The sequence below is a fragment of the Stenotrophomonas sp. INTA L402-1 genome (assembly GCF_059295135.1).
Window position 1 is genome coordinate 92,830 of record NZ_JCAFWP010000005.1, and the last position, 17,633, is coordinate 110,462.

At 64.4% G+C, this 17,633-nt stretch carries 15 protein-coding genes; 8 read left to right on the top strand and 7 right to left on the bottom strand.

The genetic code is table 11. The features are described from left to right. The first annotated feature begins 223 nt into the window (after positions 1-223). The 4 genes from AC5O77_RS05750 (at position 224) to AC5O77_RS05765 (ending at position 3,214) form a co-directional block, all read left to right on the top strand. Positions 224-814 carry a cysteine dioxygenase family protein gene (locus tag AC5O77_RS05750; protein WP_049399007.1) on the top strand — a complete coding sequence of 197 codons (591 nt, stop codon included), beginning with the start codon at positions 224-226 and terminating at the stop codon, positions 812-814. Between the two features lie 116 nt (positions 815-930). Beyond that, complete coding sequence (eda, locus tag AC5O77_RS05755; RefSeq protein WP_180837733.1) at positions 931-1,569, top strand: bifunctional 4-hydroxy-2-oxoglutarate aldolase/2-dehydro-3-deoxy-phosphogluconate aldolase; 639 nt, start codon at positions 931-933, stop codon at positions 1,567-1,569. Positions 1,570-1,665: 96 nt separating this feature from the next. Next, entirely contained in the window at positions 1,666-2,694 is a 1,029-nt protein-coding gene (gene adhP / locus AC5O77_RS05760) for an alcohol dehydrogenase AdhP (protein WP_197587404.1), read from the top strand. A 127-nt stretch (positions 2,695-2,821) separates the two neighbouring features. Next, entirely contained in the window at positions 2,822-3,214 is a 393-nt protein-coding gene (locus AC5O77_RS05765) for a hypothetical protein (RefSeq protein WP_494506565.1), read from the top strand. A 71-nt stretch (positions 3,215-3,285) separates the two neighbouring features. Here the strand turns inward: AC5O77_RS05765 and ligD are convergent, their stop codons facing one another. The 3 genes from ligD to AC5O77_RS05780 form a co-directional block, all read right to left on the bottom strand. Beyond that, on the bottom strand, positions 3,286-5,772 hold the full coding sequence (gene ligD / locus AC5O77_RS05770) for a DNA ligase D (protein WP_494506561.1): 2,487 nt from the start codon (positions 5,770-5,772) through the stop codon (positions 3,286-3,288). A 3-nt stretch (positions 5,773-5,775) separates the two neighbouring features. Then, positions 5,776-6,681 (bottom strand): non-homologous end joining protein Ku, encoded by a 906-nt coding sequence (ku, locus tag AC5O77_RS05775; protein WP_049422360.1) that lies wholly within the window; start codon positions 6,679-6,681, stop codon positions 5,776-5,778. A 164-nt stretch (positions 6,682-6,845) separates the two neighbouring features. Beyond that, on the bottom strand, positions 6,846-7,244 hold the full coding sequence (locus AC5O77_RS05780; protein WP_010487387.1) for a hypothetical protein: 399 nt from the start codon (positions 7,242-7,244) through the stop codon (positions 6,846-6,848). A 146-nt stretch (positions 7,245-7,390) separates the two neighbouring features. Here AC5O77_RS05780 and AC5O77_RS05785 point away from each other — a divergent pair, with 146 nt between their 5' ends. Next, positions 7,391-7,735 carry a hypothetical protein gene (locus AC5O77_RS05785; RefSeq protein WP_494506562.1) on the top strand — a complete coding sequence of 115 codons (345 nt, stop codon included), beginning with the start codon at positions 7,391-7,393 and terminating at the stop codon, positions 7,733-7,735. A gap of 78 nt (positions 7,736-7,813) precedes the next feature. Here the strand turns inward: AC5O77_RS05785 and AC5O77_RS05790 are convergent, their stop codons facing one another. After that, positions 7,814-9,904, bottom strand: a complete 2,091-nt coding sequence (locus tag AC5O77_RS05790; RefSeq protein ID WP_494506563.1) for a TonB-dependent receptor family protein — start codon at positions 9,902-9,904, stop codon at positions 7,814-7,816. A 171-nt stretch (positions 9,905-10,075) separates the two neighbouring features. Between AC5O77_RS05790 and AC5O77_RS05795 the strand changes: the two genes are divergently transcribed. The 3 genes from AC5O77_RS05795 (at position 10,076) to AC5O77_RS05805 (ending at position 13,539) form a co-directional block, all read left to right on the top strand. After that, the gene (locus AC5O77_RS05795; protein ID WP_088022996.1) at positions 10,076-11,278 is read left to right on the top strand and encodes an amino acid aminotransferase; all 1,203 of its coding nucleotides are present in this window, start codon (positions 10,076-10,078) and stop codon (positions 11,276-11,278) included. A gap of 425 nt (positions 11,279-11,703) precedes the next feature. Continuing rightward, positions 11,704-12,720 (top strand): class 1 fructose-bisphosphatase, encoded by a 1,017-nt coding sequence (locus AC5O77_RS05800; RefSeq protein WP_014035428.1) that lies wholly within the window; start codon positions 11,704-11,706, stop codon positions 12,718-12,720. A gap of 108 nt (positions 12,721-12,828) precedes the next feature. Then, positions 12,829-13,539, top strand: coding sequence for a 2OG-Fe(II) oxygenase (locus AC5O77_RS05805; RefSeq protein ID WP_478057843.1), 711 nt, complete (start codon positions 12,829-12,831; stop codon positions 13,537-13,539). 62 nt (positions 13,540-13,601) lie between these two features. On the opposite strand, the gene AC5O77_RS05810 is transcribed toward AC5O77_RS05805, so the two are convergent. The 3 genes from AC5O77_RS05810 to AC5O77_RS05820 form a co-directional block, all read right to left on the bottom strand. After that, the gene (locus AC5O77_RS05810; protein WP_478057844.1) at positions 13,602-14,072 is read right to left on the bottom strand and encodes a hypothetical protein; all 471 of its coding nucleotides are present in this window, start codon (positions 14,070-14,072) and stop codon (positions 13,602-13,604) included. After that, positions 14,069-14,359, bottom strand: a complete 291-nt coding sequence (locus tag AC5O77_RS05815; protein WP_478057845.1) for a hypothetical protein — start codon at positions 14,357-14,359, stop codon at positions 14,069-14,071. Before AC5O77_RS05815 ends, AC5O77_RS05810 begins: the two co-directional genes overlap by 4 nt. 1,040 nt (positions 14,360-15,399) lie before the next feature. Beyond that, positions 15,400-17,631 carry an RHS repeat-associated core domain-containing protein gene (locus AC5O77_RS05820; RefSeq protein ID WP_478057846.1) on the bottom strand — a complete coding sequence of 744 codons (2,232 nt, stop codon included), beginning with the start codon at positions 17,629-17,631 and terminating at the stop codon, positions 15,400-15,402. Positions 17,632-17,633 lie beyond the last annotated feature (2 nt).

The window sequence follows — 17,633 nt, forward strand, 5'->3', positions numbered from 1 at the left end:
GTCGGAGAATTCTAGCCTTGCGCCCGTGGGGCGCGAAGTTGCGGAATGTCGCAGCGAAGATGGATCGCGTCGTGTTCGACCGCTTCTGCTGCGCGAGGTTCCATTGTGATCGCTCTACTTGATGTCCATCTGAACCGTTCTTCCGCGCGTGTTCACCTTGAATGCGGGCGCGACGCGCGCGAACGCCAACATTCCCTTAACCAGGCTCCGCTACAGTCGGGGCATGGACCTGCAGACTTCTCCGTTTCCGGTGTTCCGTGGCCGCGACAGGTTGATCGCTGCGGTCGACGCGGCGATGACCTCCGGTGATGCCGAGCGCATCACCGCCGACCTGCAGCTGGCGCTGCAGGAAGCCATCGCGGACAGCCGCATCGAATTGCCCGAGTGCGTACACCGTCCGGTCAGTGATCATTACGCGCGACGCCCGCTGTACCACAGCCGCGAACACGGCTACAGCGTGATTGCCATGAGCTGGGGCCCAGGGCAGGGCACGCCGCTGCACGACCACGATGCCATGTGGTGTGTGGAGGGAGTGTGGTCAGGCGAGCTGGAGATCACCCGCTATGAACTGCTGGAGCGCAACGGTGAGCGCTGCCGCTTCCGCCGCCACGCCGTGCTGCGCGGGGGCTGCGGCAGTGCCGGCAGCCTGATTCCGCCGCACGAGTACCACACCCTGCGCAACGCCAGCAACGAAGCGCTGGCGATCTCGGTACACGTGTACGAGGCGCAGATGGAGCGCTCTGCGGTGTTCGATCCGCTCGGTGGTGACTGGTACCAACGCCGCATCCAGGCATTACAGGCCGACCCGGCCTGAGCCGGGGGCAGGGCGGGGCACCACCAGCACCGTCGTGAGCCACGTGGCATCATGCGCCGCTGCGCTGCCGGACCCGGCGGCGATCCGCGATGCCCGGTCGGGCAAGGAGCAAGACGATGTCCAGCGCTGATCCGCGCCTGCGCGCGCTGTTGAAGCTGGCACCGGTGATTCCGGTGTACACCCCCGAAGATGTGAATGAAGCGGTCGAAGTGGCCCAGGCGCTGTTCCGCGGCGGCCTGCCGGTGATCGAAGTGACGCTGCGCACGCCGCAGGCGCTGGATGCGATCAAGGCGATGGTCGAGGCCGTGCCCGATGCGGTAATCGGTGCCGGCACCGTGCTCAACGCCGCGCAGATGCAGGCAGCCAAGGAGGCCGGTGCGCGTTTCGCGGTGTCCCCCGGTGCCACGCCGACGCTGTATGCCGCCGCGCGTGATGCCGACCTGCCGTACCTGCCTGGTGCCGCCACTGCCTCCGATCTGATCCTGGGCCTGGAGCACGGCCACGACACCTTCAAGTTCTTCCCGGCGGTGCAGGCCGGTGGCGCTGCGTTGCTGGCGGCCTGGCACGGCCCGTTCGCCGATATGCGCTTCTGCCCGACCGGCGGCATCAGCGCGCAGACTGCGCCGCAGTTCCTGCACCTGCCCAACGTGCTGTGCGTGGGCGGCTCGTGGCTGACCACCCCGGCGCTGCTGCAGACCCGCGACTGGGATGCGATCGAGCGCCTGGCCCGCGAGGCCTCGGTGCTGGCCAGCTGAACCTGCTGCACGAATCGTCAAAGGTTTGATCGTGATCAAAGCGCCGGCCTCGTGCCGGCGTCATTCTGTGGGCAAGCGCACTACGGAGATCCGAACATGAATTCGACCATGAAGGCCGCTGTCGTGCGTGAGTTCGGCAAGCCACTGGTGATCGAGGAAGTCTCGGTACCGCGCCCGGGGGCGGGCGAGGTGCTGGTCAAGATCGAGGCCTGTGGCGTCTGCCACACCGACCTGCACGCCGCCGAGGGCGACTGGCCGGTGAAACCGAACCCGCCGTTCATCCCCGGCCACGAGGGCGTGGGGCACGTCGTGGCCGTGGGAGGCGGGGTAGGGCACGTCAAGGAAGGCGACAGGGTCGGCATCCCCTGGTTGTACTCGGCGTGTGGCCATTGCGAACACTGCCTGGGTGGCTGGGAAACGCTGTGCGAGACACAGCGCAACACCGGTTACTCGGTCAACGGCGGCTTCGCCGAGTACGCACTGGCCGATGCCAACTATGTCGGCCTGCTTCCGAAGGACGTGGGCTTCGTCGAGATCGCGCCGGTGCTGTGCGCCGGCGTGACCGTCTACAAGGGCCTGAAGGTCACCGACACCAAACCCGGTGACTGGGTGGCGATTTCCGGCATCGGTGGCCTGGGCCACATGGCGGTGCAGTACGCCCGCGCGATGGGGCTGAACGTGGCTGCGGTGGATGTGGACGACAACAAGCTGGCATTGGCCCGGCAGCTCGGCGCGCAGATCACCGTGAACGCGCGTACCACCGATCCGGCCGCCTTCCTGAAGAAGGAAATCGGCGGCGCGCACGGCGCGCTGGTCACCGCGGTGTCGCCGAAGGCGTTCGAGCAGGCGCTGGGCATGGTCCGCCGTGGCGGCACCGTCTCGCTCAACGGCCTGCCGCCGGGCAACTTCCCGCTGGACATCTTCGGCATGGTGCTCAACGGCATCACCGTGCGTGGCTCGATCGTCGGCACCCGGCTGGACCTGCAGGAGTCGCTGCAGTTCGCTGCCGAAGGCAAGGTCGCGGCCACGGTCAGCACCGACCGCCTGGAAAACATCAACGACGTGTTCGCGCGCATGCATGCGGGCACGATCGAAGGCCGCGTGGTGCTCGACTTCGCCGCCTGACCGCCTGTGCATGGCCGCCGTCGCTCCGTCCCCCTCTCCCACGGACGCGGCGGCCATGCCTATCCCCCGGTGGTGCCGGCCGCTGGCCGGCAACCCGGGCACTCTGTGGCAGCCGTACAATGCGCGCATGCCCGACCTGCTCAAGACCCTGTTCCTGTCCCTCGTCGCCCTGATCGGCGGCGTGCTGTCGCTTGCGCTGGTCAGCAGCGTCGCCAGCTGGCTGCCCCCGCTGGTGGGCATGTCGCCGGACAACAACAGCGTGCAGCTGGGGTGGGACCTGGCCTTCAGCGTACTGGGCGGCATCGCCGGCATTTCCTTCGCCACCTACTACGCGCCGTGCTGGCCGCGTTCGCATGGGTTCTCGATCTGGTCGCTGATCGCGCTCGGCTGCGCCTACGCAATGTGGAGCGCAGGCGCGGATTTCCCGCTCTGGTTCGTCATTTCGCTGCTGGCGTCACTGCCGCTGCAGCTGCTGGCCGGCTGGTGGTTCGGTCGCCGCGCGTCACGCGATCCGCGCTGAGCGCATCCAGGTAGTGCCGGCCGCTGGCCGGCAACCTCGCCCATCCTACAGGTGCCGGCCAGCGGCCGGCACTAACGCTTCAGCGACGGCAGCGTCTGCTTCAATCGCGCGATGCCCTGCCATGGGTCACCCTTCAGCCGCTTCGCGCGCGCCATCGCTTTGGCCATCGGAAACGCGTCGGCCGCGCTCACCCGAGCCAGTTCTTCCCAGCGCAGCGGCACCGCCACGCCGGCGCTGTCGCGTGCACGCAGCGACCACGAGCACACGCTGGTGGCGCCTCGCGTGTTGCGCAGCCAGTCGATGAAGATGACGCCACTGCGCTTGGCCTTGCTCATCGTCGCCACGTAGCGGTCCGGCGCCTGCTCCGCCATCGCCTGTGCGAACGCCTCGCAGAATGCCTTGGCTTCGTCCCAGCCAGCCTTGGGCTGCAGTGGCACCACCACGTGCACCCCCTTGCCGCCAGACAGGCGTACGAAGCTCTCCAGACCCACCTGCTGCAGGCGGTCACGCACGTCGCGCGCACCGGCTTTCACCTGTGCCCAGCTGACGCCGTCACCAGGGTCGAGATCGAATACCAGTCGATCCGGATGCTCCGGGTCGGCCACGGTCGCCCCCCAGGGATGCAGCTCCAGCGTGTTCATCTGCACCAGTTGCAGCAGGCCCCGCGCATCGTCGATGTAGACGTAATCCTCGCGGCCGCTCTTCTGCTGAAGGGGCACCGCATGTACCGCATCGCCCAGGCCGGGGCCATGATGCTTCTGGAAGAAGCAGGCCTTGCCCACGCCGTCCGGGCAGCGCAGCAATGACAGCGGACGTCCGCCAAGTTCGGGCAGGATCCAGCGCGCCATGCGCTGGTAGTAGTCGGCCACGTCGCCCTTGCTCAGTTTCTGCTTTGGAAACACCACCCGCTCAGGATGGGTGATCTGGACCTCACCTCCGGTTTCGGCATCTGCGGTGCTCATTCCCAGGTCCTCCTTCTGCTTGTCGCTGCGCAGCCGCTTGAAACTGGCCTGGCGCAGCAGGCCTTCCTTGCCCCAGCCACGGAACGCCACCTCCGCTACCGTCACAGGTTTCACCCAGCGCACGCTGGCGGCGCGGAACGGTACATGCGCCGGCAGCTGCAGCACGGGCGTATTCACTGCCAAAGGGTGCAGTGCCCTGAGCAGCGCGCGCAGGCGCTCGTCGTCGAAGCCGGTGCCGACCCGGCCCACATAGCGCAAGCCGCCCTTGTCCGGCGTGGCCAGCAGCAGGGAGCCGAACCCCACGCGGGAACCCTTGGGTGCCGTGTGGCCGACGATCACGAACTCGTCGGTGTCTTCGTGCTTCACCTTCACCCAGCTGCGCGCGCGGGTGTTCACATACGGAGCATCCACCTGCTTGCTGACGATGCCCTCGAATCCCGCCTTGCCGCTGGCGTCGAACACCTGCGGCCCATGGTCGACCACGTGTTCGCTGAAGGCCAGTGTGCCGGGCGCCGGCCCGATGAGATCCTTCAGCAGCGCCTTGCGTTCCAGCAACGGCGCACGACTGATGTCCACGCCGGCCACGCCCGGAAGATCGAACACGATGTAGCGCAGCGGTTGTTTTGAACTGCCGTCGATCACGCGCTGCAACGCTGCGAAGTCACTGCGTCCTTCCTTGTCCAGCACCACCAGCTCGCCATCCAGGCGCGCATCGCGCACCGGTAGCGCCTGCACAGCCTGTACCACCTCGGGAAAATCCACCGTCCAGTCCAGGTCGTTGCGCGAGCGGAGTTTCACCTCGCCATCGTGCAGATCGGCCAGCAGACGATAGCCGTCCCACTTGATCTCATGCAGCCAGCGCTCGCCGTCGGGGGCACTGTCGCGATGATCGGTCAACTGCGGTTTGAACCCAAGGGGATAGGGCGTATCACGTGCGCCGTGCAGTTGCAGCGCGCGTGCATGCCAACGCGCATCGGCCTTGCGCGTGGTCGTGCGTGTCACGGGTGCAGCATGCGCCGCCTTCGCTGCGGAACGCTTCTTCGCCGCAGGTGTTCGTTTCGGCATCGGTGCCGTCAGCAGGTCATCCGCCTCCGCGTCGCGCGCTTCCCCGTCGCCGCGCTTGATCAACAGCCACTGCACCTGGCGTCCTTTCATCGCGGTCCGCACCAGCTTCCAGCCACCGGCCAGGCGTTGCCCGTGCAGCACGAAGTCGATCTTTCCAGCCGCCAGCGCCTGCAGTGGATCACCTTCACAGGCCCAGGTGCCGTGATCGAAGACATCCACGTGGCCAGCGCCATAGTGGCCTTCAGGAATGTCTCCTTCGAAACCGGCGTAGGACAACGGGTGATCTTCCACCTCCACGGCCAGCCGCTTCTCACCGACGCGCAGCGAAGGCCCCTTGGGCACGGCCCAGCTCTTCAGTACGCCGTCCATTTCCAAGCGGAAGTCATAGTGACGCGAGCTTGCGTGATGCAGCTGGATGACGAAGGTCGGCCGCCGCTTCGGATCGCCGCGTGCGGGCGTGTCGTCAGGCTCCGGCGTCTGCCCGGCGCCACCACCCAGTCTGCGCTTGCGCCGGTACTGGTGCAGCGACATGGTTCAACCTGCCTTGCGCCGCGTGGTCTTCTTTACGGCCTTTTTGGCGGCCTTCTTCGCAGCCTTCTTCGCCGGTGCCTTGCGCATTGCCGTCTTCTTCGCCGGCGTGCGCTTGTTGGCGTCCAGGCTCTTCTGAAGCAACGCCATGAAATCCACCACATTGGTGGTGGCATCTTCACGCGGTGCGGGCTCGTCTTCCACCCGGGTAGTGCCGCCCTTGGATTTGATGCGCTTGTTCAATACCAGCTGCAGACGCTCGCGGAACTCATCGTGATAATCCGAAGGATCCCAGTCACCGGCCATTGACTCGATCAGCTGTTCGGCCATCGCCGTTTCCTTGCTGGTGATGCGATAGTCGGACAGTTTTCCGGTGGGCAGCTTGTAGTCCTCGGGATCCACCAGCTCCTGCGGATAGCGCAGGATCATCAACACCAGCGCGTCCTCATGCGGCATCACCGCGCACAGGTATTCGCGCGTGCGCACCACCACCCGCGCGATGCCCACCTTGCCGGTACTGCGCAGCGTTTCGCGCAGCAGCACATAGCCCTTTTCGGCCTTCTTGCCGGGCACCAGCAGATACGGTTTCTCGTAGTAGCGTGGGTCGATCTGCGCCGCATCCACGAACGATTCCACCTCCACCGCTTCGTGGCTTTCCGGCGCCGCCGAACGGATATCACCTTCCTCCAGCACGACATAACTGCCCTTGTCGTACTCATAGGCTTTGACGATGTCCTTCCAGGGCACTTCCTCACCGGTGTCGGCGTTGACCCGTTCGAAACGGATCGGCTTGCGATCGCGGGAGTCGAGCATGCGGAACTGCAGATCGACCTTGCGTTCGCCGGACATCAGTGACACCGGCACGTTGAGCAGGCCAAACGACAACGTGCCGGTCCAGATCGGGCGGGCCATGGGCGCACCTTTGGCGGGGCAGGGTGCCCAGCGTGGGCCGGAGGGCGTAAACCAGCCGTGTCCGTGCCGTGCACGTGGGTTCTACGGAAAGCGGTAGTGCCGGCCGCTGGCCGGCTGAGGCTCGCGGACTGAAGTTTCCTGGGGTTGCCGGCCAGCGGCCGGCACTACTGCAGCAACGGCCTCACCGCCGCCGCCGGAATATGGTCCAGTGCGCGCCAGGCGTCCTCCACCACCGGCCTCGCCTGCGACCAGCTCAACCGCGACTGCCCGCGCATCTGCTCCCAGTGCTCGGCCAGTTCCTCGCAGGTATCGGCGGCGTCACCGCGTGGCCAATCCGCGGCATGGGTGGTCAGCGCGAAGGCATACACCGGGCACAGATCGCGCCAGTTGCGGTGGCTCTGGCCTCGGCGCTCTTCGTAGTCACTGAGCATGTACTGCAGGTAGTCCTGCGCCACCGCCTGCGGATCTTCCTGGCGGCGCGTGCGGCGCTGCGCGGTGCGCTGGCCGAGCGGATCGAGCAGGGCGTTGAACACGGACGGTGCGGGTCGTTCAAGACGGGGCATGGCCGGCTCCTGCAGCGGGGGCGGGTGGGCAGGAATACGCGCGGTGCCGTTACCGGGGGGTGAGCGAGATGTTCATGACGCCAGGTTCGCGGCGGCTTTACCTGCAGGGCGGTGTAGTGGGAGCCCCCGAGTGCAGGTACCAGACCATGAGCCGAGAGACCTCACGAGACCCGCTGCGCGAAAACCACCCGCCCATTCCCGGCGAGCAGCGCGGCAAGCGCGATGCCGACAATGCCGACTACCGCGGCACCGGTGCACCGTTCTTCGATGCCGAGCATGCCGGAGAGCATCTGCCGGTGAAGCGCGAGTCTGAACAGGCCGCGCTGGACCGCAAGGACGGCGGCGACCGCCATCGTGGCGGCCAGGAAAGCCCGCTCAAGCGGCGTGAGCGCAAGCAGCGCGCCAGCGACAACCAGGATGAGGCGCTGGAGGAGACCTTCCCGGCCAGCGACCCGACCTCGCCGTTCGTGCCGGCCAAGGCCCCCGACTGACGGTAGCGCCGGCCGCTGGCAGGCAACCTCCTGACGTCCTGCACCGCGCGATGCCGGCCAGCGGCCGGCACTACCCCTTCAACGCCACGACCACTGCAGGCCGACGTTGGCCCGCCGTCCCGGTCCCGGCTCGTAGAAGCGGCCATTGCCATCGTTGACGATCACCGAGCCGATGTAGGCCTGGTCCAGCACATTTTCCAGCCGGGCGAAGGCGCGCAGCTCGCCACCCGGCAGCGTCCAGCGACGGCCGGCTTCCAGATGCAGCAGGGCAAAGCCGGGCGCACGCTCGGTGGCCACGTCGTTGACCACGGTATCGCTGCTGGCGGAGGCCTCCAGCGCCCATTGCCAGTCGGCGGGGGTCCACTGCAGCCTGGCGAAGGCCTGCTGCTGCGGCACACCAGGCAGGCGGCTGCCCGCAGCGACCACGCTGTTCGAGGTCAGGTACGGCGAGCGCACCTGCGCCTGCAGCCATGTCCATGCCAGCTGCAGTTCCAGCTGCTCGGCCAGCGGCTTTCGGTACTGAAGTTCCACACCCTGGCGGCGGGTGCGGCCGATGTTGCGATAGGTGCTGCGCCCACCAGAGTTGCTCGCAACTGCCAGCTCATCGTCGGTATCTGCGCGGAACAGGCTGATATCAAGCTGGGTTCCGTCCTGTGCGTGCCATTTGCTGCCTATCTCCAGATTGCGGCTGCGCGCGGCCGCCAGATCCAGTGCCAATCCCGCCTGGCCGTCGGCGCGATAACCCAGCTCATTGAAGGTAGGCGTCTCGAAGCCCCGGCCCACGGCCGCGTGCAGCCGCCACTGCGGGCTGGCCTCGAAGCTGACACCTGCCACCGGCGTGGTTGCCTGATAGCGACGGTGGCCGCTGTCGTCCGGATTGCGCCCGGTGATGTAGCGGTCATTCGATTCGAATCGCACGGCGCTGTGGCGCAGCCCAGCCAGCAACGACCAGCGCGGGCTCCACTGCCACCAGGCCTGGGCGAACTGGTCCACGTTCTGCACGACGTCGATCTGGTCACGACGCAGGCGCCCACGCACGCCCAGGGTGCTGCCGATGAAGTTCTCGTAGCCGGTGCGGTGCTGGCGCTGGCGGTCCGCACTGAGCCCGGCCACCAGGTCCAACGGTCGGCCGGCGAGGTCGCCATGCCAGCCCCAGCGCGCGTCCAGTCCGCCGTAGCCCGCGTCCAGATCGATCACGCCGCCCGCATGCAACGGGTTGGCCTGTGCGGTCGGCGGAATCGGCAGGTATTGGGTGACCTCACGCTGCCCGGCATAGCCCATCAGCTGCCAGCGCTGGGTGTCGGTTTCCCGGGTCCAACGCAACCCAGCCTGCTGCTGGCGCACCGATTTGCGGGTGTTGTACTGGTGAGCCACTGCCGTGGCCTGGCGCGGATCGGCCGCCACCTGGGAACGGCTCAGGCCCAGCGGATCCTGCGCATCGGGGGCATCGAGCGCGTTGAGCAGCAGCTCGAGCCGTCCACCGCCCAGATCACCACCAATACGTGCGTTGAGCGATTCACGGCGCGCGCGGCTATGGTCCCGCCAGCCATCGGTGCGGAAGTGATTGGCGGCGATGTTGTAGTCCAGCGCTTGGCCGGCACCCTTCAGCTGCGCGCCGACACTGAGCGTGCTGTCGGCGCCGGCGTTCACGCGCAGCCGCCACGGGTCGCCGGCCTGGCCCTGCGCGCTCCAGACCTGCAGCACGCCGCCGGAGGAATTGCCGTGCAGCGCCGAGAACGGCCCGCGCAGCACCTCGATGCGTTCGGCGCCCAACAAGCTGGCGTGCGACAGCTGGCCCTGGCCATCGGGCATGGTCGCCGGCACCCCGTCGATCAACACCCGCACCCCGCGCACCCCAAAGGTCGAGCGCGCGCCGAAGCCACGGATCGACAGCTGCGTATCCTGGGCGAAGTTCTGCCGGTCGCGTGCCAGCAGCCCCGGTACCCCGGCCAGCGCCTCGGACAGCTGCGCGCCGGTGCCCGCGCGGCTGGCGTCGATCCAGACCGTGTCCAGGCTGGCCGGCAGCGCAAACGGGTCGATACCCGGCACCCGCGCCACCTGCACCTGCACCGCGGGCAGGGCGGTGGGCGCAGGCTCGGCCATGGCCGCCAGTGGCGACAGCAGCAGAACGGACAGCGGCCGGCAACGGCGTCGTGCGGCAGGATTCATGATTCAGGTTGATGGATCGGGCGGCAACGCACGCCATGGTACGGGGCCGCGGATGACGATGGCGGCGGCCAGCCCCGGCAGGCTTTGTTACGATGGGCTGTTTCCGGCCGAAAAGCCGCAGACCGCGTGGCGCAATTCCTCCCCCTTTCCGTCTACCGAACGAGTACCGCCGTGTCCTTCTTTGCAAACGTGGAACTGGTCCCAGGCGACCCGATCCTGGGCCTGACCGAGGCGTACAACGCCGACAGCCGCCCGACCAAGGTCAACCTGGGTGTGGGCATCTACTACGACGAGAGCGGCCGCATTCCGCTCCTGCGCGCCGTCAAGCAGATCGAGCAGCAGCTCGCCGCTGAAGCCAAACCGCGCGGCTACCTGCCGATCGATGGCCTGCCGGCGTACACGCAGGCCACGCGCGAGCTGGTGTTCGGCAAGGACTCGCCGCTGCTGGCCGCCGGCCGCGTCACCACCGCACAGACCGTCGGTGGCAGCGGTGCGCTGCGCGTCGGCGCCGACGTGCTGAAGAAGCTGCTGCCGCACGCCACCGTTGCGCTGAGCAACCCGAGCTGGGAAAACCACCGCGCCGTGTTCAGCGCGGCCGGCTTCGAGGTGGTGGATTACACCTACTTCGACCCAACCACCCACGGCGTCAACTTCGACGGCCTGCTGGCCGACCTGGGCAAGCTGGACGCCGGCACCGTGGTGCTGCTGCATGCCTGCTGCCACAACCCGACCGGCGCTGACCTCACGGTCACCCAGTGGAAGCAGGTCGCGCAGCTGCTGAAGGAGAAGCAGCTGTTCCCCTTCATCGACATGGCCTACCAGGGCTTCGACAAGGGCATCGAGCAGGACGGCGCCGCCGTGCGCATCATCGCCGAAGCCGGCATCGACAGCTTCATCGTCGCCAATTCGTACTCCAAGTCGTTCTCGCTGTACGGCGAGCGCGTGGGTGCGCTGTCGATGGTGGCGCCGACCGCCGCTGACGCCAAGGCCGTGCAGTCGCAGGTCAAGCGCGTGATCCGCACCATCTACTCCAGCCCGTCCACCCACGGTGCCGCGCTGGTGGCCGGCGTGCTGACCAACCCGGAACTGCGCGCGATGTGGGAGCAGGAGCTGACCGAGATGCGCGAGCGCATCCACGCACTGCGCCAGGGCTTGGTCGAGAAGCTGGCCGCTGCCGGTGCCCCACAGTTCGGCTTCATCAACGAACAGGCCGGCATGTTCTCCTACTCCGGCCTGAGCCGTGAGCAGGTAGAGCGTCTGCGCGACGAGTTCGGCATCTACGCCGTCGGCACCGGCCGCATCTGCGTGGCCGCACTGAACCAGAACAACCTGGAATACGTCGCCAAGGCCGTGGCCACCGTTGCCAAGGGCTGAAACAGCGCTCCAGTGGTTTGAAGACAAAGGCGCCGAAAGGCGCCTTTGTTTTTGCTCTTGCTTTGCCTCTGCCTTTGCCACACCCTCCGCGCTCGCGGCGAACCCTGAAGCGCAGGGCGAGGTACACCGTGGACAGGACCGTGAGGCGCATGGATGCGCCGACCGAGCCCCCATGGGTGAGGGCGCTTTGCCTGCGAAGCACTGCTTCGCAAGCGCCCGAACGGCCTGCCGCCAGCGGCTGGGCCGGACCCCGGAGGGGGGTTTACGGCGTGTCCTGGCCACGGTGTACCTCGCCCTGTGCCTCCATGAAGGAAGGCGCCACGAGCGCAACGCATCTGGAAACGATTACGCCTTCCCGCGCTCACGCACGGCCCCGCCATACGGGCGACAATAGGCGTTTTCCCGCTGCCGAGACCTGCCCGCTCATGTCCCGTACTTCGTTGACCCGCTTCCTGATCCAGGAACAGCACGCCGGCCGCATCAACGCCGACCTGCGCCAGCTGATCGCGGTCGTCGCCCGCGCCTGCACCAGCATCTCCATCGCCGTCAGCAAGGGCGCCCTCGGTGGCGTGCTCGGCGACGCCGGTACCGGCAACGTGCAGGGCGAAGCGCAGAAGAAGCTGGATGTGATCAGCAACGAGATCCTGCTCGAAGCCAACGCCTGGGGCGGCCATCTCGCCGCCTGCGCCTCCGAAGAAATGGACCACAGCCAGCCGGTGCCGGACATTTATCCGCGCGGTGATTTCCTGCTGCTGTTCGATCCCCTCGATGGCAGCTCCAACATCGACGTCAACGTCTCCGTCGGCACCATCTTCTCGGTGCTGCGCTGCCCGACCAACGTCGAACTACCGGGCGATGATGCCTTCCTGCAGCCGGGCAGCAAGCAGATCGCCGCCGGCTACTGCATCTACGGGCCCAGCACCCAGCTGGTGCTGACCGTCGGCCACGGTACCCATGCCTTCACCCTGGACCGCGAGAAGGGCGAGTTCGTGCTGACCACCGAGAACATGCAGATTCCGGCGGCCACCCAGGAATTCGCCATCAACATGTCCAACCAGCGTCACTGGGAAGCGCCGATGCAGGCCTATGTCGGTGATCTGCTGGCGGGCAAGGAAGGCGCGCGCGGCAAGAACTTCAACATGCGCTGGATCGCCAGCATGGTCGCCGACGTGCATCGCATCCTGACCCGCGGCGGCATCTTCATCTACCCGTGGGACAAGAAGGATCCGTCCAAGGCCGGCAAGCTGCGCCTGATGTACGAAGCCAACCCGATGGGCCTGCTGGTCGAACAGGCCGGTGGCGCTGCCTGGACCGGCCGCGAGCGCATCCTCGACATCCAGCCCGACCAGCTGCACCAGCGCGTGCCGGTGTTCCTGGGTTCGCGCGAGGAAGTGGCTGAAGCCGTGCGCTACCACCACGCACACGACGACGCGCAGGGCTGACGGCCTATCGCCTGACAGCGGTCATGGCAGTTCGATGACATGACCGTGGGGTGACACCGAGGGCGGCAAACGGCACCATCAAGCCGTTGCCGCCTAAGGAATGCACGCATGCACGAGCAGGGCCCGGTCGATTTCATCGAAGTCATCCACAACGCCGTCCCCAGCGAGGTCTGCGCGGCCATCGTTGAGCGCCTGCGCGCTACGCGTGGCCTGCAGCCCGGTGCGGTGGGCAGTGGCGTGTTCCCGGAACTCAAGCACAGCAAGGATCTGCGCATCAGTGGCCTGGACGGCTGGCAGGATGTCGATCAGCAGCTGCAGATCGCGGTGTTCAACGGCCTGCTGACTTATCTACGCCGTTATCCACAGGCGTTGATTGCGCCGCTGATGTTGCAGATCCAGGACAGCAACGGCCAATCGCGACGCCTGTCTGCCGAGGACTTCCCTGACATGCCGCAGCAGCAGCTGGCCGATCTGGCCCGCACCTGCCTGCGCCCGGGCGCGATCAACCTGCAGTGGTATGCGGCAGGCGAGGGCGGCTACCCGTACTGGCACTGCGAGTTGTACCCGAAGGATGCGCAGGCCGAGACCCTGCACCGGCATGTGTTGTGGACGCTGTACCTCAACGACGGATTCGAGGAAGGCGAAACCGAGTTCCTGTTCCAGGGGCGGAAGATCGCGCCGCGCACCGGCAGCCTGCTGATTGCGCCGACGGCGTTCACCCACACCCATCGTGGCAATCGGCCGCAGGGTGGGGACAAGTTCATCGCGACCAGCTGGATTCTGTTCCAGAGTGCGCAGAAGTTGTTTGGGGGAGGGTGAGGTCATCGTACTCCTCCCGATTGGAGCCAGTATCCAGTTGAGTTCGCTATGCCGTCGGTGGATTACCGGGCGTCAGTAGAGCAATAGTAGTCGCCGTCCCTGTCCGAATCCCAGTAGGTTCCTCCATAGAGCTTCAACGTACGGCCTCTTGTCGTCAGCTCTACCGAGCGCGCCAGGCGTTCCTCGCAGAAGACCATCAATCGGTAATGGCGCTGCCGTTTGTCTTTCTGCAGTCGCCACCGCTTCTCTGCGGCTTGTTTGATGAAGAAGGCAGCGATCTGCTCTGGATCAGATTCGAGTTCGGCGTCGAAGACGGCCCCCATGAACGTGACCTTCGGTAAGAACTTCACGTTCGTGGGATGGATCCCTGAAGGGAGTTCAAAGGTCTCGGTAGCAGCGCGCAGTTCTGCTTCTGTTGGCTTTCCGGTCCAATCGCCACCTCCGATGGATCCGAACATTGAAAGATAGGTACCGCCTATCAGGGCCGCAATGACAGCGCACAGGAGCAGATGGCGCAACGGTACCTTTTTCATTGCCCATTCTCCGACTGCCGTTGTTCGCCGCTACTTGAATCCCGCAAGGCTTCAGTCGTCTTTGCACCGAGCACCGGATCATTGAATCTCGACGGACCGGGGCGCTTGCGAGGACGACGTCGATACAGGATCCCTCCCGCTGCCCCACCAAATACGGCCGTGCCGAGGCCGACGAGCTCTTCGCTGCCTAGCGGATCCGCTGACAGCAATTTGGCCACCGTCAGTAGAAGAAAGTTCAATGGGAGCATCCACAGGAACGCGATGCCCAGCCAGTAGATGATCTTCATTTCATGCGCTCATGGATCCGGAAACATCGACTTGAACCAGTAGGCGGATATGCTTCGCATCCATGATGCTGAACTCTTTCGTCTCTAGCTCGCGCAACTTGCGCATGTCTATTCCATGGTGTCGAAACATCGAAATCAGCTCTCTTACGCTGGCCTCATCCACAGCCGACCGACCCATGGAAACAATGCTCCTGCTGAGAGATCCTTGGACGGGAGCTACACCTTGCGCCCTCACCTCTGGAGAAAAATTCATCTTCGTCCAGCCGCCGTAAATGAGACCTCAGGAATTTGATTTCCAACCTCAACATGTCCAGAGCACGGAAAATTTGCTGGGCGTAGACTGATTCACCCGACTATTGGGAGGGACAAGGGATAGCCTGGGATTGGAGACCCAGCCTTGCCATACACTTGGCCTTCTCGACAAAGATTTCCTTGCATCGACATGTGCACTGTAGATCGAATGATGTGTCCTCGATTCGAAGCAGCCTTTCGAATCGAGGACACATCGTCCCAGCCCGCATTCGTCTCCGGCACTGCATGGCCACTCCCTCAGTAGCCTGATGCTGTGCTCCACTCTGTATAGAAATATGGGAATTGGCAGCGTCTAATGTTGATTGTTCCCGTCTGACCGGCACTTCCTAATAAATCCATCTCTGAACTCGTTGGGCCTTTGAGCACTGCCATTCGCCGTTAGGCGAACAAAAAGTGGCCCCTGGGGCTGTCCAGTTGCCATCGCGAACAGCGCACTCTGACCTTCTGGTCCATCGTGCACTGCAATCAGCGTAAACTCGCCTTTGGCGTACTCTCCACGGCGGCGCTCGCCGATTGTGAAGCCGGGATGTCCACCAATCAGTACGTCAATACGGCGCTTCCCGTCTACGAACACCCCGGTTTCAAAGTCAGGCCCAGGAGCGTCGGATTGAAAGCGCATGCCAGATTGAACCTCTGCGCATACGTTGAATCGCTTACTTATGGGGGCCAGCTCCTTAGCGTGGCAGCCCAGCATCATGTAAGCGACTAAACAGCACAGTATGGCGGTCCTATTTGCACCCACACCCTTTGATAATTGCCTCATTGCCCGCCTTCAATACGTCTTCTATGTTTTTTTCATTGACGGAGTTCATGTTAATCACTCTGCCCATGATTCCGGTTCCGTAGTCAGGCAATCCCATCAGATGCCCTGCTTCATGAGCGAAGGTGGCTGCGCCCCACTGTCCAGGCAGGTACCATACGCCCTCATTCATCCACACCCGATTTACCCAAGACTCATGATCGCCCTGGCGAATCGACACGGCATTGGTTCTGACAGGATCGTACTTGTCCATTTGCATGACAACCGTCGTGACCTGGTATTTCCCGAATCTCCCAGTCCATGCCTTTTCGATTGCACTGGCCATCGCAGCCGCCTGAGCATTGCTTCCATTCTGGAAATTGATTGGCAAAGCGATGCCAACATTATTTCCTGATTTGGTACATGCATATGCGATAAGCCCCAGAGGATCGACATTGCTCATGGGATTGCCACCAACATATGCGTAGGTGTTGGTTCCCCCTGCCAATCCAATCGGATCACTCTGCACATACCGGCCAATGCTCGCGTCATAGTCGCGGAAGCCGTTGTACCAGAGTCCGCTTTCCGCGTCGTAGTACTGGCCCGGGAAGCCAATGTTCAACCCGCCAATCTCATCCTTCTGGACGCTACGTCCGTAGGCGTAGTTGTACGCCTTCCAGACGGTCTGCTGGCTTGGGCTGGTGACGAACTCCGGGCGTCCCAAATGATCGGTATGCACGTAATTGTGCTGCCCGCTGCGAGCAAGCCCAACCAGTTCACCTTCAAACCAGAAGTAATTGGTCCACACCCCGTTGTTCAGCTCAGTCATGAGCTGGTTCTGGCCGGCGTAGAAGTAGCGGCTGTTGGTGGTCTGGTTGATCTTTGCAACGCGCTGCCCCTGCGCATTGAGCACGTAGTCAGTCGCAATGCCACCGATGTTGCTGCGGCTCATGCGATTGAAGGCGTCATACTCGTAAGTGCTGATCCGGCTGCCTGCGGTCTCGCTGATGCGGTTTCCCAATGCGTCGTACTGGTACTGACGGCTGCCGTCCTGGTTGGTGTAGTTCAGCACCCGGTTGCTCCCCGGGTCGATGCTGTATTGGGTCAGCTGATTTCCTGCCTGGTAGCGGTCGTGATTGCCGCCGGCATCGTAGGAAAGATTGTTGATGACACCGAAGCGGGTCAGCTTGGTCATACGACTCAACGCGTCGTAGCCGATCAACTGGGTCATGTTCGGGTCGACAGCGTCGACAATGGCGGTGATTTCGCCATCGCCGCTGTACTGATAGTCCCAATAGCTGACCTTGCTGCCATTGGGTCCCCAGACCGACATTGCGGTCAGCCGCCCCTCCTGATCGTGGTTGTAGCCCCGGGCAAGCCCGTTGCCGTAGGCCAGCCACTCATGCGCTCCCGTGACCTTCCAGTTTGCCTGGGAAATGATTGAGCGCTGAGTCCCGTCGACCGTCGCCATCAACGCACTTGGTTTTCCTTGGGAGCCATATGTGTAGGTCGCCTTGTCACCGTTGGGATAGGTGATCTGGCTCAGGCGATTGATGCCGTCGTATCCATAGGTGGTGCTGTAGTCCGTCTTCTGACCAGACAGATCGGTGAAGTCGCGGCGTATCTGCAGCTGACCGTTCGGTGTATAGGCAAAATGGGTGGCGGTTCCGGGCCCTGAAGTGCCGCACAGTTGGCCTTTACCATTGCCGCACCAATCGTAGCTGTAACCCATTGTTCGGCCTTCTGCGCTCGCAGAAGTCATTCGTCCCAGACCGTCGTAGCCGAAGGAGACGACGCCGCCATCGGCCCGCGCCGTCGATGTCCGCAGACCTGCAGCATCGTACTGGTGCTGTGTCGTTCCCGTGTCCGGACTTACCTGTTTCCAAAGCTGGCCGAAACCATCGAATTCGTAGGTGGTAACGAGATTGCGGGGATCGCTCACACGGATCGGGCGATCTGCCAGATCGTAGGCAATCTGGGTCGTGCCCCCGGCGGCGTCGATTGATTTGATCAGGCGTCCACGCGGATCGTAACTCATACGGGTGACGCGATTCTGCGAATCGGTCACTTGGGTAACTCTCCCCTCTGCGTCGTAGACGTACCTTATGCTTCTTCCCTGCTCAGTGCTCTCGGATATCACACGCCCCAACTCGTCGTACTGATAGTTCACGGAAGAGACGATGGTATTTAGCCCCATCATGGCCAAGGCAATTGCGGACATGT

Coding starts and splice junctions, on each gene's coding strand:
- AC5O77_RS05750 (WP_049399007.1), top strand. CDS start 224: ATGGACCTGCAGACTTCTCCGTTTCCGGTGTTCCGTGGCCGCGACAGG.
- eda (WP_180837733.1), top strand. CDS start 931: ATGTCCAGCGCTGATCCGCGCCTGCGCGCGCTGTTGAAGCTGGCACCG.
- adhP (WP_197587404.1), top strand. CDS start 1,666: ATGAATTCGACCATGAAGGCCGCTGTCGTGCGTGAGTTCGGCAAGCCA.
- AC5O77_RS05765 (WP_494506565.1), top strand. CDS start 2,822: ATGCCCGACCTGCTCAAGACCCTGTTCCTGTCCCTCGTCGCCCTGATC.
- ligD (WP_494506561.1), bottom strand. CDS start 5,772: ATGTCGCTGCACCAGTACCGGCGCAAGCGCAGACTGGGTGGTGGCGCC.
- ku (WP_049422360.1), bottom strand. CDS start 6,681: ATGGCCCGCCCGATCTGGACCGGCACGTTGTCGTTTGGCCTGCTCAAC.
- AC5O77_RS05780 (WP_010487387.1), bottom strand. CDS start 7,244: ATGCCCCGTCTTGAACGACCCGCACCGTCCGTGTTCAACGCCCTGCTC.
- AC5O77_RS05785 (WP_494506562.1), top strand. CDS start 7,391: ATGAGCCGAGAGACCTCACGAGACCCGCTGCGCGAAAACCACCCGCCC.
- AC5O77_RS05790 (WP_494506563.1), bottom strand. CDS start 9,904: ATGAATCCTGCCGCACGACGCCGTTGCCGGCCGCTGTCCGTTCTGCTG.
- AC5O77_RS05800 (WP_014035428.1), top strand. CDS start 11,704: ATGTCCCGTACTTCGTTGACCCGCTTCCTGATCCAGGAACAGCACGCC.
- AC5O77_RS05805 (WP_478057843.1), top strand. CDS start 12,829: ATGCACGAGCAGGGCCCGGTCGATTTCATCGAAGTCATCCACAACGCC.
- AC5O77_RS05810 (WP_478057844.1), bottom strand. CDS start 14,072: ATGAAAAAGGTACCGTTGCGCCATCTGCTCCTGTGCGCTGTCATTGCG.
- AC5O77_RS05815 (WP_478057845.1), bottom strand. CDS start 14,359: ATGAAGATCATCTACTGGCTGGGCATCGCGTTCCTGTGGATGCTCCCA.
- AC5O77_RS05820 (WP_478057846.1), bottom strand. CDS start 17,631: ATGTCCGCAATTGCCTTGGCCATGATGGGGCTAAATACCATCGTCTCT.